At 59.6% G+C, this 13,676-nt stretch carries 14 protein-coding genes; 9 read left to right on the top strand and 5 right to left on the bottom strand.

The genetic code is table 11. The features are described from left to right. The first annotated feature begins 26 nt into the window (after positions 1-26). Positions 27-632 carry a PolC-type DNA polymerase III gene (locus IAI51_RS25195; protein ID WP_187680944.1) on the top strand — a complete coding sequence of 202 codons (606 nt, stop codon included), beginning with the start codon at positions 27-29 and terminating at the stop codon, positions 630-632. A 498-nt stretch (positions 633-1,130) separates the two neighbouring features. After that, on the top strand, positions 1,131-1,643 hold the full coding sequence (locus tag IAI51_RS25190) for a Bro-N domain-containing protein (RefSeq protein WP_187680943.1): 513 nt from the start codon (positions 1,131-1,133) through the stop codon (positions 1,641-1,643). A 110-nt stretch (positions 1,644-1,753) separates the two neighbouring features. Here IAI51_RS25190 and IAI51_RS25185 read toward each other — a convergent pair whose 3' ends face one another. Next, complete coding sequence (locus IAI51_RS25185) at positions 1,754-2,209, bottom strand: Lrp/AsnC family transcriptional regulator (protein WP_187680942.1); 456 nt, start codon at positions 2,207-2,209, stop codon at positions 1,754-1,756. 163 nt (positions 2,210-2,372) lie between these two features. Between IAI51_RS25185 and yedA the strand changes: the two genes are divergently transcribed. Together yedA and IAI51_RS25175 are read left to right on the top strand one after the other, a co-directional pair. Further along, positions 2,373-3,308, top strand: coding sequence for a drug/metabolite exporter YedA (yedA, locus tag IAI51_RS25180; RefSeq protein ID WP_187680941.1), 936 nt, complete (start codon positions 2,373-2,375; stop codon positions 3,306-3,308). 65 nt (positions 3,309-3,373) lie between these two features. Next, a complete protein-coding gene (locus tag IAI51_RS25175; protein WP_187680940.1) occupies positions 3,374-4,711 on the top strand; it encodes a DEAD/DEAH box helicase in 1,338 nt (445 codons plus the stop codon). 241 nt (positions 4,712-4,952) lie between these two features. On the opposite strand, the gene IAI51_RS25170 is transcribed toward IAI51_RS25175, so the two are convergent. Together IAI51_RS25170 and IAI51_RS25165 are read right to left on the bottom strand one after the other, a co-directional pair. After that, complete coding sequence (locus IAI51_RS25170) at positions 4,953-6,200, bottom strand: TIGR03862 family flavoprotein (RefSeq protein ID WP_187680939.1); 1,248 nt, start codon at positions 6,198-6,200, stop codon at positions 4,953-4,955. A 295-nt stretch (positions 6,201-6,495) separates the two neighbouring features. Then, entirely contained in the window at positions 6,496-7,416 is a 921-nt protein-coding gene (locus IAI51_RS25165; protein ID WP_187680938.1) for a histone deacetylase, read from the bottom strand. An 82-nt stretch (positions 7,417-7,498) separates the two neighbouring features. On the opposite strand from IAI51_RS25165, the gene IAI51_RS25160 reads away from it, so the two are divergent. The 3 genes from IAI51_RS25160 to IAI51_RS25150 all read left to right on the top strand — a co-directional run bounded on the left by IAI51_RS25160 (position 7,499) and on the right by IAI51_RS25150 (position 9,637). Further along, positions 7,499-8,068: a GNAT family N-acetyltransferase gene (locus tag IAI51_RS25160; RefSeq protein WP_187680937.1), complete on the top strand. Its 570-nt coding sequence runs from the start codon at positions 7,499-7,501 to the stop codon at positions 8,066-8,068. A gap of 109 nt (positions 8,069-8,177) precedes the next feature. Beyond that, positions 8,178-9,047, top strand: coding sequence for an acyl-CoA thioesterase II (gene tesB / locus IAI51_RS25155; RefSeq protein WP_187680936.1), 870 nt, complete (start codon positions 8,178-8,180; stop codon positions 9,045-9,047). Beyond that, complete coding sequence (locus IAI51_RS25150; protein ID WP_187680935.1) at positions 9,044-9,637, top strand: HAD family hydrolase; 594 nt, start codon at positions 9,044-9,046, stop codon at positions 9,635-9,637. Before tesB ends, IAI51_RS25150 begins: the two co-directional genes overlap by 4 nt. A 91-nt stretch (positions 9,638-9,728) precedes the next feature. Here IAI51_RS25150 and IAI51_RS25145 read toward each other — a convergent pair whose 3' ends face one another. Together IAI51_RS25145 and IAI51_RS25140 are read right to left on the bottom strand one after the other, a co-directional pair. Then, positions 9,729-10,679: an alpha/beta hydrolase gene (locus IAI51_RS25145; protein WP_187680934.1), complete on the bottom strand. Its 951-nt coding sequence runs from the start codon at positions 10,677-10,679 to the stop codon at positions 9,729-9,731. Further along, the gene (locus tag IAI51_RS25140) at positions 10,680-11,567 is read right to left on the bottom strand and encodes a neutral zinc metallopeptidase (protein ID WP_187680933.1); all 888 of its coding nucleotides are present in this window, start codon (positions 11,565-11,567) and stop codon (positions 10,680-10,682) included. It abuts the gene before it with no gap. Positions 11,568-11,797: 230 nt separating this feature from the next. Between IAI51_RS25140 and IAI51_RS25135 the strand changes: the two genes are divergently transcribed. Both IAI51_RS25135 and IAI51_RS25130 read left to right on the top strand, forming a co-directional pair. Continuing rightward, positions 11,798-12,574, top strand: coding sequence for an IclR family transcriptional regulator (locus IAI51_RS25135; RefSeq protein ID WP_187680932.1), 777 nt, complete (start codon positions 11,798-11,800; stop codon positions 12,572-12,574). Positions 12,575-12,726: 152 nt separating this feature from the next. Continuing rightward, positions 12,727-13,605 carry a DMT family transporter gene (locus IAI51_RS25130; RefSeq protein ID WP_187680931.1) on the top strand — a complete coding sequence of 293 codons (879 nt, stop codon included), beginning with the start codon at positions 12,727-12,729 and terminating at the stop codon, positions 13,603-13,605. Positions 13,606-13,676 lie beyond the last annotated feature (71 nt).

Below are 13,676 nucleotides of genomic sequence, written 5' to 3'. Positions count from 1 at the left end.
TTGATTTGAACGGAGTTGAACCCGGTTTGGAACGCATTGCAGTCATCGACTTTGAAACCACCGGCCTCTCGCCGAACAGCAGCTGCCGCGCCACGGAAATCGCCGTGGTCATGCTGGAAAACGGCCGCATCGTCGAGCGTTACCAGAGCCTCATGAACGCCGGCGTGCGCGTCCCTGCGTTCATCGAACAACTGACCGGCATCAGCAACGCCATGCTGCGCACCGCGCCCTCGGCGGAACAGGTGATGAACGAGGTCAACGAGTTTGTCGGCTGCACGCCACTGGTCGCACACAACGCTTCGTTCGACCAGAAGTTCTGGGATTTTGAACTGGGGCGGATCAAACGCACGCGTCTCCAGAATTTTGCCTGCTCACTACTGCTGGCCCGCCGGTTGATGCCCGCCGCGCCGAATCACAAGCTCGGCACCCTCACCACGTTCGCTCGCCTGCCGCACACTGGTCAGGCTCACCGGGCGATGGCGGATGCGGAGATGGCGGCCAATTTGATGGCGCATCTGGCCGGAGAGTTGCGCGACAAGCATGGCGTGCGCGAGTTGAACCATGACCTGCTGTGCAAATTGCAGAAAGTGCCGGCTGCGAAAGTTGGCGAGCATCTGCAGCGCTACCGCTGATCCCGAACTCACCATAATTCCTGTAGGAGCTGCCGCAGGCTGCGATCTTTTTAAGTCAGGCCAGACTGGCAAATTGTTGATTATCAACCCTGCACACCGGCATAAACCTGGAGGACATCAGCCGTTGCGCTTGGTGGCGTCTACCGGCCAGAAAGTCTCGTGTAACCGGGTTGTTTAGTGGTGTGTAGAGTTCGACGAAGCATCCTACTGAAGTTTAGGGATTATCCGTCTTGAGCTCTGATAGCCCCACCGCTAACCTCTTTTCGTCGCTGCCAATTCAGCGATCGGGACTGCAAGCCTGCCGTTAGTTTGTTAGGAGACCACTGGCGAACCTATAATCGCGTCGCTTCAATTAGCGACCATCGATTTATGGTAGCTGTGTGCGGGAGACCTTAGGGTCTGCCGAGGTCTCCTACTCGGTCTTGCAGACCCGTGCACAGCTGCCACCCATCATCTGCAAGTGATGCTGGCAGCTCCGACGTTCAAAGGAGATTTGCCATGTTCAAAGCTACGCCCAACCCTCCAGAAGATTCTGGTTCAGCGTTCATCCGTGAACCTTTCGTAACACCACAAGCTTTTATTCGTCATCACATTCAACTGCGGGCAACTCTGCTGCATGCAGAAGCCTGGTTCTGTGCCCGTGATTTTGGTCGTCTCATGGGGTTGGAAATCAATGGGCGACAAGTTCTGAAGCTTGATGAAGATCAGCGGCGGATAATGTATCTGTCGGGAAGCGATGGTGTTCAAGAGACCTTGATGTTGAGCGAGTCCGGCGTTTACGCAATGCTGGTTTACCACTACTCCCCGGAGAACCGTCATTTGCGTCGTTGGCTGACCCATGAGGTCGTGCCGATGCTTCGTCAGGGCTCGGAGTCAGTTTCAGATCCGCATCTGCGTTTGATGATGTGCGCAGGGGAAACGTTGAGACTTCTGCATTGGCGCAATGAGCCATGGATGCGCATGCGAGATATGCCGCACTTGCTGACTCAGGAAAGTCGTCGCCAGGGTTGAAGGCTTCTCGCTAGCGGACTTACTCGCGAATGCGCTGTGTCATTCAGAAAGGTGTTGTCTGACACTCCCTCTTCGCGGGCAAGCCCGCTCCCGCAGGGAACATCATTGCCTCAAGACTTGCCGTTGCCTTCGATATGGCCCAGCGGCACGCGCTTCTCGATGGCGCTCGACAACACAATCGAAGTCTTGCTGAACCCGAACTTCGCCACCCGGTTGATCAACTCCTCCAGCTCCGGCATCGACCCCACTGCGGCCTTCATGATCACGCACGGATCGCCCGTCACCCGAAAGCACTCGGTCAGTTGCGGAATTTTGACCAATTCGTCGTACACCTTCTGGCTGCCGTTTTGATGCAGGCGCAGTTCGATCACACACTGGATCGGCAGACCGATTTTCGACAGATCAATTTTCGCTTCATAGCCGGTGATCACGCCCGATGCCTCAAGCTTGGCCACGCGCTCGGCCACGGCGGGGGCGGAGAGGTTTACTTTGCGCGCCAGGTCGGCGTAGGACGCCCGGCCGTTTTCGAGCAGGGCGCTGAGCAGCATGCGGTCGTATTTATCCAAGGCTTAACTCCTGAAAGTGTCAGTCTTTCGAAATCGTGGTTTATTCCGTAGATCTCCGTGATTTCAAAAGTGTACTGGCCTGATAAACAGGTTTTGTAACTTATTTTTGCCCGCTGGCCTTTCTAGAATAACCAATCTTCTGACACAGACTGTCGAGCTGCCCATGCCTGCCTTGCGCCGTTTTTCCTTGCCGCTGATCGCCGCGTTTTTTGCGTTGTATGTGATTTGGGGTTCGACCTATCTGGTGATTCGCATCGGCGTTGAATATTGGCCACCGCTGATGCTTGGCGGAGTGCGCTTCATCATTGCTGGCACGTTGATGTACGCGTTCCTGCGCTGGCGCGGGGCACCGGCGCCGACGTGGGTGCAGTGGAAAGCGGCGGGGATCATCGGGATTTTGCTGCTCAGTTTTGGTAACGGTGCGGTGAGTGTGGCGGAGCACACGGGGGTGGCTTCTGGTGTGGCGGCATTGGCGGTGGCGACGGTGCCGCTGTTTACGTTGCTCTGCGGTTATTTCTGGGGCGCGCGTAATACTCGTCTCGAATGGGCCGGGGTGGCGCTGGGGATTGTCGGCATTGCCATGCTCAACATGGGGTCCAACCTGCAATCGAGCCCCTTGGGCGCTGCTTTGCTGATTTTCGCGGCGGCGACCTGGGCCTTCGGTTCGGTGTGGAGCAGGCACCTGCCGTTGCCGCAGGGCGCGATGGCCAGTGCGGTGGAAATGCTGGTCGGCGGTGTTGTCCTGCTGATCGGCAGTGCGGTGAGTGGTGAACGCTTGCAAGCCGTGCCGCCGATGGAAGGCTGGTTGGCGCTGGCGTATCTGATCTTCTTTGGCTCGATCATCGCCTTCAATTCCTACATGTACCTGCTCAAGCATGTGCGTCCGGCGGCGGCCACCAGTTATGCCTACGTCAATCCGGCGGTGGCGGTGTTGCTGGGGATCGTGTTTGTCGGCGAGACCATCGGCATTGAAGAAGCGCTGGCGATGCTGGTGATCATCAGTGCCGTGGTGCTGATCGGTCTGCCGCAGTGGCGTCGTCCGGCACAGCCGCCGGTAGACGTGCCGACGGCCGTTCCGACGGAACAGCGCGCAAATTAGGGTAAACTGCGCGCCATTGCACACTCGTGTCGCACAACTGCGCTGAATTTTCCTACGGTACTCCCATGACTTTCGCCTCCCTTGGCCTGATCGAACCCTTGCTGCGCTCCCTCGAGACGCTCGGCTACCAGACCCCGACGCCGGTGCAGGCGCAAGCCATCCCGGCCGTTCTGGCCGGTCGCGACCTGATGGCAGCGGCCCAGACCGGTACCGGCAAGACCGCCGGTTTCGCCTTGCCGTTGTTGCAGTTGCTGGCTATGGAAGGCCCAAAAGTCACCGCGAATTCGGCGCGTGCGCTGATTCTGGTGCCGACCCGCGAGCTGGCCGAGCAGGTTCATGAGTCCGTGCGCCAGTACGCCGAAAACCTGCCGCTGCGCACTTATGCGGTTTACGGCGGCGTCAGCATCAACCCACAAATGATGAAGCTGCGCGGCGGCGTCGATGTGCTTGTTGCCACGCCTGGTCGCCTGATCGACCTGTTCCGCCAGAACGCGCTGAAACTCGATCAGTTGCAAACCCTGGTGCTGGATGAAGCCGATCGTATGCTTGACCTGGGCTTCTCCGAAGAACTGGCGAACATTTACCGCATGCTGCCGAAAAAGCGCCAGACCCTGCTGTTCTCCGCGACTTTCTCCGATGACATTCGCCTGCTGGCCGGGCAAATGCTCAACGACCCGCTGAGCATCGAAGTCAGCCCGCGCAACGTTGCCGCCAACACCGTCAAGCAGTGGATCGTGACGGTGGACAAGAAGCGCAAGGCCGAACTGTTCGTGCACCTGATGCGCAAAGGCAAGTGGAAGCAGGTGCTGGTGTTCGCCAAGACCCGCAACGGCGTGGATGCGCTGGTGGAAAAACTCCAGGGTCTGGGCATCAACGCCGACGGCATTCACGGCGACAAGCCGCAAGCGACACGCCAGCGCGCGCTGGATCGTTTCAAACTCAGCGAAGTGCAGATTCTGGTGGCCACCGACGTGGCGGCCCGTGGTCTGGACATCGAAGATTTGCCGCTGGTGGTCAACTTCGACCTGCCGATCGTGGCCGAAGATTACATTCACCGGATCGGCCGTACTGGCCGTGCGGGTGCGACGGGCGAGGCGATCTCGCTGGTGTGTGCCGATGAGGTGAACATGCTCTCGGCGATCGAGATGCTCACGCGTCAGACCTTGAAGCGTCAGAACGAACCGGACTTCGAGCCTGAGCACCGCGTGCCGGATACCGATGCCAGCGGTCAGGTGATCAAGAAGCCGAAGAAACCTAAAAAGCCGAAAACGTCCGGCGGTGGCGGCAAGCGTAATCTTGGCAAGTGGGTGGACAGCGGCGAGACGCAGGCGCCGGAGCCATCGATCAAGCCTGTGCGTAAAGTGCCGGTGTTCAATACCGGGCCGCGCAAGCGTAAGCCTTAAGGTCAAAAGCCCCTCACCCTCACCCTAACCCTCTCCCCGAGGGAGAGGGGACTGATTGGGGGATGCTCGCGAAGTACGCCGACTTGATACTTCTGTTGTGAATCCATAATCGACGGGGCCTTCGCCATTTACCTCGGCCGGCTGACCGAATCCATAATCGACTCGGTCTTTCAGGTCAGTGCGTTACGGCAGACACCTCGGCCGGCTCCCTCTCCTTCTGGGAGAGGGCTGGGGTGAGGGTTCAGGCAGACGCCTCGGACTTGAGCCATTGCACAATACCCAACCCTGCCGCCCGCCCGCTGGCAAAACACCCCGTCAGCAAATAGCCGCCCGTTGGCGCTTCCCAATCCAGCATCTCACCCGCACAAAACACCCCCGGCAACGCCTTGAGCATCAATCGCTCATCCATCGCTTCAAACGTCACGCCACCCGCACTGCTGATCGCCTCATCCAAAGGACGGGTCTTCACCAATGTCAGCGGCAGCGCTTTTATCGCTCGGGCGAGCAGCGCGGGATCGGCAAAGGTTGCAGCGTCAGTCAATTCACGCAACAACGCCGCTTTCACCCCATCAATCCCGATCTGACTGTGTAGATGCTTGGCCATTGAGCGCGAGCCACGGGGTTTGCTCAATGCCGCCTGCAATTTATCCACAGGTCGACCTGGCAGCAGGTCGATATGAATGGTGGCTGAGCCGTGCTGGTTGATTGCCTCGCGGATCGGTGCCGACAACGCGTAGATCAAACTGCCCTCAATCCCGGTCGCCGTGATCACGCATTCGCCCAAGCGCGGCACATCGTCGTTCAGGCCGATGGCAATATTTTTCAGCGGCGCGCCGGCGAATTTGCTGACGAGTAATTCGCTCCAGGCCTGCACTTCAAAGCCGCAATTACTGGGCTGCAACGGCGCCAGTCCTATACCGCGCTGCTCCAGCGGCAACAGCCACGCGCCGTCCGAACCCAGCCGCGACCAACTGCCGCCGCCGAGGGCGAGCAGGGTGGCGTCGGGGTTGATGGATTTCTCGCCTTCCGGGCTGTCGATGCGCAACGCACCTTGTTCATCCCAGCCGAGCCAGCGATGGCGGGTGTGGATAACTACGCCACTGTCGCGCAGACGTTTGAGCCAGACGCGCAGCAACGGGGCGGCTTTCATGTCGGTGGGGAACACGCGGCCAGAGCTGCCGATAAAGGTTTCGATGCCCAGCTCATGAATCCAGCGGCACAGCGCATCGGCATCAAAACCGCGCAGCAGCGGAGCGATGTGCGGCGCGCGTTCGGCGTAGCGCGAGAGGAACGCCGGGTAGGCTTCGGAGTGGGTGATGTTCATGCCGCCGACCCCGGCCAGCAGGAACTTGCGGCCTACCGAAGGCATGCTGTCGTAGAGATCGACGCGGACTCCGGCCTGGCTCAGCACTTCGGCGGCCATCAGGCCGGCGGGGCCACCGCCGATGATGGCGACGTGAGCGGAGGAGGGGGTGGAGTTCTGAGTCATGGCGTGCGCTGCGGTATGGCGGGATAAGGCGCGCATTCTAACAGCGTAGGCCAATGGGGGAGATCCCTGTGGGAGCGAGCCTGCTCGCGAAAGCGGTGGGTCAGTCACTTTTGATGTTGAAAGGACCGACTTCTTCGCGAGCAGGCTCGCTCCCACGGGGGATTTGTAGTGCAATGCAAATGTTGGTTAAAAAACAACCACCGCGCTGCGCGCCATGTTCGGTATGGGCTGCAGCCCCTTTCACTCAGGTTATCCACAGGCCGTTCCACAGCCATTGTGGGTAACGCAGCACAGCTCAATGACAGCCGTGTGACTGCCAGACGCGCTGCGCGCTGTGGTGGAGAATGCCGTGGCGGCGGGCGAGGGCGTGGCGGTCCTTGCTGTAACCACCGCCGATCACGCCCATCACCGGGATGTCGCGGCCCAGGCAATGGCGCATCACGCTTTCATCCCGGGCAGCGACGCCTTCATCGGTCAGTTGCAGATAACCGAGGGCGTCGTCCTTGTGCACATCGACGCCGGCGTCGTACAGCACCAGATCCGGTTGATACAGGGGCAGCAGATAATTGAGTGTGTCGTCCACGACCTTCAAATAATCGGTATCGCCCATGCCTTTGGGCAATGGAATGTCCCAGTCACTTTCCGCTTTGCGTGCAGGAAAATTCTTCTCGCAGTGCAGGGAAACGGTAATCGCCTCCGGGGTGTTGTGCAGGATCCGCGCCGTGCCGTCGCCCTGATGCACGTCGCAATCGAAGATCAACACACGGTTCACCCGGCCGCTTTGCAGTAGATATTGGCTGATGATCGCCAGGTCATTGAAGATGCAGAACCCCGCCGGGTAGTCGTAGTGGGCGTGATGGGTGCCGCCGGCCAAATGACAAGCTAGGCCATGTTCCAGGGCTTTTTCCGCCGCCAGTATCGAACCACCCACCGCGCGCACCGTGCGTCGGGCCAGCGCTTCGTTCCATGGCAGGCCAAGACGCCGCTGGTCTTCGCGAGACAACTCGCCGCTCATGTAGCGTTCGATATAGCTACGGTCATGGGCCAGGACGAGGATGTCGTTGGGGCAGATTTCGGGGCGCAGCAGATCGGCGTCACGGGTCAAGCCGCTGTCGACCAGGTGATCGCGCAGAAGACGAAACTTGTCCATGGGAAAGCGGTGATCCGCAGGAAACTCCGGGCTGTAGTCTTCGTGGTAGATCAGCGGCAGTGGCATGGCGATTTCTGTCAGACGTGTAGGAAAGAGTGAAGGATCCTACCAGCGATGTAGACTTGCGGCATGGAAACGGAGGGGCACGATGGAGCCGATACTGGAACTGGAAAGCGCACGGCTGCTGATGCGTCAGTGGCAGGATGAGGATTTGCCGGAATTTGCGGCGATGTGTGCCGATCCTCAGGTGATGCGCTATTTTCCGGAGCCGTTGAGCCGGCTGGAAAGTGCCGCGTTGATCGGTCGCGTGCGCGGACATTTTGCCGAACACGGCTACGGCTTGTGGGCGCTGGAGCGCAAGGACAGCGGCGAATTCATCGGTTTCACCGGGCTTGGCGTGGTCGGTTTCGACGCGCCGTTCACCCCGGCGGTGGAAATTGGCTGGCGTCTGGCGAAGGAGCATTGGGGCCTGGGTTACGCCAGTGAAGCGGCTTGGACCGCTCTGCGTTGCGGGTTTGATCGATTGGCCCTGAAGGAAATCGTGTCGTTCACTGCGCAATCAAATCTGCCTTCGGAGAAAGTCATGCAGGCGATCGGCATGCATCACGCGCCGGCCGATGACTTTGATCACCCCAAGCTTGCCGTCGATCACCCGTTAAGAAGACATGTGCTGTATCGGATTACCCGGGAGCAGTGGCTGCAAACCTTGCATGGATAAGCTGACACGGACGTTTACAATGGCCGCCATATCATTGGCCCGTGCCAGTACCTGAATCGCCCGCCGCAGCCAAGACTGCGCGGCATTGCTTTGTGTGAGGAGAGTCTGAATGAGCCAAGTGTTGGAAGATCTGGTCGATTTGCTGACCCTGGAACCGATCGAAGAAAACCTGTTCCGTGGTCGCAGCCAGGACTTGGGTTTCCGTCAGTTGTTCGGCGGTCAGGTGCTCGGTCAGTCGCTGTCGGCGGCCAGTCAGACGGTTGAAGAAGCGCGCCATGTGCATTCGATGCACGGTTATTTCCTGCGTCCGGGCGACGCCAAGTTGCCGGTGGTGTACTCGGTTGACCGCGTGCGCGATGGCGGCAGCTTCAGCACCCGTCGCGTCACGGCAATCCAGAAGGGCCATCCGATCTTCACCTGCAGCGCTTCGTTTCAGTATGACGAAGAAGGCTTCGTGCATCAGACTCAGATGCCGCAAGTGGTCGGCCCGGAAAACCTGCCGTCGGAACTGGAACTCTTCCAGCAACGTGCGCAACTGATCCCGGAACACATGCGCGAAAAACTGCTGTGCCCGAAGCCGATCGAAGTGCGCCCAGTCACCGAAAAAGACCCCTACAACCCGCAACCGGCGGATCCGATCAAGTACGTGTGGTTCCGCGCCGACGGCGCACTGGCGGACATTCCGGCGCTGCACAAATACCTGCTGGCCTACGCCTCGGACTTCGGTCTGCTGACCACTTCGATGCTGCCCCACGGCAAATCGGTCTGGCAGAAAGACATGCAGGTCGCCAGCCTCGATCACGCGCTGTGGTTCCACAACGATCTGCGCGCCGATGACTGGTTGCTTTACGCGATGGACAGTCCGTGGGCCGGCAATTCTCGCGGGTTCTCCCGTGGCAGCGTGTTCAACCGCGCCGGGCAACTGGTGGCGTCGGTGACCCAGGAAGGCTTGATCCGTCATCGCAAGGATTGGGCATGAGCCTGGCCGATGTGAAGCACTGGGTGTTCGACATGGATGGCACCCTGACGGTCGCCGTGCATGACTTCGCGGCGATTCGTGTGGCGTTGGCGATTCCGCCGGAGGACGACATCCTCACTCATCTCGCCGCGTTGCCGGCGGATGAATCAGCAGAGAAACATGCGTGGTTGCTGGAGCACGAGCGCGATCTGGCGCTCGGCTCGACGCCGGCCAACGGGGCGGTGGAACTGGTGCGTGATCTGCATTCGCGCGGTTATCGCCTCGGCATTCTTACCCGCAATGCGCGGGAATTGGCGCATGTGACGCTCGAAGCGATTGGCCTGGCCGACTGCTTTGCGGTGGAAGATGTGCTGGGCCGTGATGAAGCGCCGCCCAAGCCGCATCCGGGTGGGTTGCTCAAGTTGGCAGAAGCCTGGGCGGTACCGGCCAGCGAGATGGTGATGGTCGGCGATTACCGCTTTGATCTGGATTGCGGGCGAGCGGCGGGCGCGCGGACGGTGTTGGTGAATCTGCCGGATAACCCGTGGCCGGAGCTGACGGATTGGCATGCGCAGGATTGTGTCGAGTTGCGGCGGATGCTGTTGGCCTAAGATCAAAAGATCGCAGCCTTCGGCAGCTCCTACAGTTGCTATTGCAATCCCCTGTAGGAGCTGCCGAAGGCTGCGATCTTTGCTTTTGCTTCTATTCGAACAACGCTTTCTGCCCCTCCGGCGACGTCAACATCCCATCGCCGTTATGCCCGACCCCGGGCACTTCCACCAGCCGCTGATTTACTCCTTCCGGGTGACGGCGCAGCAAATAGCCGAAAAACAGTTTGCCGCGTATCAAACGATAAGCCCCTTGCGCCTCAGCCTCACAGCCCTTGTCCAGCGCCGGGTGCTGTGGGTCGATGTCTTGCTGCCCGAGCAGATAAATCACCTCGCGTTTGATGTAACTGCTTTCAAGTTGCAACGGCGTTTGCCCACCGGCGTACACCGGCATGTCTGACAGACCGTACTTCCAGCGATTGAAGCCCGCGCATTTCGCGTGATCGAACGCCACGGGCCGCTGCTCATTGAAATACGCGTAGGAAGAAGGATTGGCCACCACGTAACGCAGGCGGATGCCGTTGGCCTTCAGTGCCGGCTGATCCTTGGCGAGCAGGGCATAGCGTTGCACCACTTGCCCGCCACCGGAGTGGCCGAAAATCACTATCTGCTTCACGTCCGGAAACTGCTTGCGATCGGTGACACGGGCGACGATTTCGTCCAGTGCCGCGTAGGAGCTCAACGGATTCGGCCCTGTGGATAAACCGCCACCCATCCACTCGTTGCCTTTCCAGCGCAACACCGTGGCGGGCAACGAGTACAGGGCCACATCACTTTCATTGAGAAACTGCGGCGCGATCACCAGTGTGTGTGCGGTTTGGCCGGCCATCTCGGCTGCGCTTTCGGCGCTCTTGCGATACGTCTCGGCGTTGCGCAGGCGACCGTGAATGACGATCAGCACGCGCTCGATTTTCTCTGGCGCAGGTCCTATGCCCACCGCCATTTCCCCGGCCTTCAGTTGCAGGCGCCCGGAGCTGATCGCGTCGACACCGGCCGCTTGCGCTGTGCTGCCAAAGATCAGTAAAGCCAAAAGCCATTTATGCATTTACAGGTTTTTCGCCGCGAAGGTGTCGCACTGGCCGACCTGGCCCTGCGCGAATCCGGTTTTGAACCAGCGCACCCTTTGCGCCGACGTACCGTGGGTAAACGAGTCCGGCACCACACGCCCCTGACCCTGTTGTTGCAGGCGATCATCACCGATGGCGTTGGCGGCGTTCAAGGCTTCTTCTATATCGCCGGGTTCCAGCCAGTTCAAACGCTTCTGTGCGCTGTAGGCCCAGACGCCGGCAAGGCAATCGGCCTGCAACTCCTGACGTACCAATAAGCCACCGTCACCTTCCATCTGCCGACCTTGCTGGCGGGCTGTCTGAATTTTCGCCGAGACACCGAGAAGCGTCTGCACATGGTGTCCGACTTCGTGCGCGATCACGTAGGCCTGGGCGAAGTCGCCGGCCGCCTTGAAGCGTTGCGACATCTCTTGGAAGAACGCCATGTCCAGATAAACCTTCTGATCCGCCGGGCAGTAAAACGGCCCGGTGGCCGAGGTGGCCAGACCACACGCCGAGTTGACCCGATTGCTGAACAGCACCAGGGTCGGGTCCTTATATTGCCGGTCGGCCTGCTGGAAAATCGCGCCCCAGGTGTCTTCGGTGTCGCCAAGGATCGAGCGGACAAACTCGGCCTGTTCGTCATTGGCCGGCGGCGCCTGGCGGGTTTGCGAGGTGGGTGCCGATTGCTCGGTCATCTGCCCGGTGAGTTGCCCGAGTATCTGCAATGGATCCTGGCCGGTGATCCAGCCAATGCCAACGATCAACAGGATGGCCCCGATGCTAAGCCCCTTGCCGCCACCAAAGCGCATGCCGCCGCCACCGCCAGCATCATCACCACGGGCATCGACGACGTTGTCACTGCGTCGGCCTTTTTTCCATAGCATGTGGGAATCCTCTCTCTAATCGTGGTGATGAGTGTTGCTGGTGTGGGAGTGTGGCGCCAGTCCGGTCGTCCGTCTATTCGCACGCTGTCAGGCAAGTTGACGGGTAAGAACCTGTAGCGTTCGGTGAATTCCATTCCATAAAGGTTTTTTGTGAGGTTCTCAGGTGGTTCCAGATTTTGCGTTGTGCTGAATGTATTTTAGAATCTGCCAAATTTCAGTGGGATCTCATCATGGCCGGCAGTCAAATCGAACGGGTTTTCAGCGTGCTGGAAAACCTCACCAGTGAGCCGAGCGGTTTAGCGCTGCAAACGCTCGCCGAGCAGATCGACATCCCGAAAAGTGCGACTCACCGCTTGCTCGCCGAGCTGACCCGATTGGGTTATGTAAGGCAGAACCCGGAGACCTTGCGGTATCACTTGTCGACCAAACTGGTGGCGATGGGTTTTCGTTACCTGTCGAGCAGCGGCGCCGATATCGTGCAACCGGTGCTTGACCGCTTGGCTCAGGAAACCGGCGAGCTAATTCGACTTGGGGTTATCGATGGCGAGCGCCAGACCTGGATCGCCAAGGCTCAGGGCGCGCGCAGCGGTTTGCGTTACGACCCGGACATGGGTCGCGATGCGCCGCTGTTCTACACCGCATCGGGCCATGCGTGGCTGGCGTGCATGAGCGATGCCGAGGCGTTGTCGCTGGTTGAGCGCCAGGGCGCCGAGGTGCCGGCGGATATCGGGCCGAATGCGCCGCGCTCCAATATCGAATTGCTCGAGCGTCTGCGGGTCGCCCGGGAGCAAGGGTATGCTTGCGTCGAAGAAAGTTCGGCGGTGGGGACTGCGGCAATTGCGGCGGTGGTGCGCCATCCCGCTGATAGACGGGTGATCGGTGTGCTGAGCATCGCCGGGCCGAGTGCGCGGATGCCGGGGGCGAGGCTGCACGAACTGGCACCGTTGCTGTTGAAATTCACTGAAGAGTTGTCGGCGGCGAGTCTGGCTTCGGAGCTGTTCGTCTAACTTGAGTTCACTTGGGCCCTCTGCACCTGCTCGCTTGTAAAACTGTGCGCTGTTCGCACACTTTTATGGTTGTCGGGTGTCGTAATCTGGAACCAGGTTCTAGATTGTTGCTTGAGGCTTTTTCCTCAGCTTGTTTTCTTCAGAGATAGCCAATGACTGTCAGCACCCCACTTTCCGGAGTCAACCAACCCTTCAAGGGGATCTTGCTGATTGTCGTGGCGACCTTCCTGTTCTCCAGCCATGACGCACTGTCGAAGTATTTGTCGGGGTTCTATCCGATCGTGATGGTGGTATGGGCGCGGTATGTCGTGCACACCTTGTTGATGGCGGGGATTTTTCTGCCGCGTTCCGGGTTGCGTGTCCTGCGCACCAAAAAGCCTTTATGGCAGTTGACCCGCGCACTGTGTCTGCTTGGCACGAGTCTGTTCTTCACCACGGCACTTTTGTACATCCCGCTGGCGGAAGCCACGGCGGTTAACTTTCTGGCGCCGGTTTTGGTGACGGCGTTGTCGGTACCACTGCTGAAGGAGCGGGTGACGCGCGGCCAATGGATTGCGGTGATTTGCGGCTTTATCGGTGTGCTGATCATCGTCCACCCGGGCGGTGAACTGTTCACGCCGGCGGTGTTGCTGCCCTTCTGCTCGGCACTGTTTTTCTGCTTCTACCAACTGCTGACTCGCAAGCTCGCCGAAGTCGACAGCCCGACCACCAGCAACTTCTTTGCCGGGTTGTGCAACACGTTGGTGATGAGTGCGCTGGTGCCGTTCTTCTGGCAGGTGCCGACGCTGACTCACGCCGGGCTGATGCTGGCACTGGGCAGTTGCGGGATGACCGCGCATTTGTTTCTGACTCAGGCGTTCCGCCATGCCGCGCCGGCGTTGCTGGCGCCGTTCGGTTATTGCCAGATTGTGTTTGCGGGGTTGTTGGGCTGGCTGCTGTTCAACCACACGCCGAGTCTGTTGACGATGATCGGGATTGCGGTGATCTGTTGCAGCGGGTTGGCGGCGGCGTGGCAGCAAAGTCGCCGCTGAATGAACAGGCAAAATCCTGTAGGAGCTGCGGCACGCTGCGATCTTTTGATCTTTAAAAACAGGATCAAAAG

This window comes from Pseudomonas sp. N40(2020) (genome assembly GCF_014472415.1).
Classification (GTDB): domain Bacteria; phylum Pseudomonadota; class Gammaproteobacteria; order Pseudomonadales; family Pseudomonadaceae; genus Aquipseudomonas.
This window is presented reverse-complemented; position numbering and strand designations above follow the sequence as displayed.

Excerpts from the sequence above, each read along its gene's own strand:
- IAI51_RS25190 (WP_187680943.1), top strand. The coding sequence starts at position 1,131 with ATGTTCAAAGCTACGCCCAACCCTCCAGAAGATTCTGGTTCAGCGTTC.
- yedA (WP_187680941.1), top strand. The coding sequence starts at position 2,373 with ATGCCTGCCTTGCGCCGTTTTTCCTTGCCGCTGATCGCCGCGTTTTTT.
- IAI51_RS25175 (WP_187680940.1), top strand. The coding sequence starts at position 3,374 with ATGACTTTCGCCTCCCTTGGCCTGATCGAACCCTTGCTGCGCTCCCTC.
- IAI51_RS25170 (WP_187680939.1), bottom strand. The coding sequence starts at position 6,200 with ATGACTCAGAACTCCACCCCCTCCTCCGCTCACGTCGCCATCATCGGC.
- IAI51_RS25165 (WP_187680938.1), bottom strand. The coding sequence starts at position 7,416 with ATGCCACTGCCGCTGATCTACCACGAAGACTACAGCCCGGAGTTTCCT.
- IAI51_RS25160 (WP_187680937.1), top strand. The coding sequence starts at position 7,499 with ATGGAGCCGATACTGGAACTGGAAAGCGCACGGCTGCTGATGCGTCAG.
- tesB (WP_187680936.1), top strand. The coding sequence starts at position 8,178 with ATGAGCCAAGTGTTGGAAGATCTGGTCGATTTGCTGACCCTGGAACCG.
- IAI51_RS25150 (WP_187680935.1), top strand. The coding sequence starts at position 9,044 with ATGAGCCTGGCCGATGTGAAGCACTGGGTGTTCGACATGGATGGCACC.
- IAI51_RS25145 (WP_187680934.1), bottom strand. The coding sequence starts at position 10,679 with ATGCATAAATGGCTTTTGGCTTTACTGATCTTTGGCAGCACAGCGCAA.
- IAI51_RS25140 (WP_187680933.1), bottom strand. The coding sequence starts at position 11,567 with ATGCTATGGAAAAAAGGCCGACGCAGTGACAACGTCGTCGATGCCCGT.
- IAI51_RS25135 (WP_187680932.1), top strand. The coding sequence starts at position 11,798 with ATGGCCGGCAGTCAAATCGAACGGGTTTTCAGCGTGCTGGAAAACCTC.
- IAI51_RS25130 (WP_187680931.1), top strand. The coding sequence starts at position 12,727 with ATGACTGTCAGCACCCCACTTTCCGGAGTCAACCAACCCTTCAAGGGG.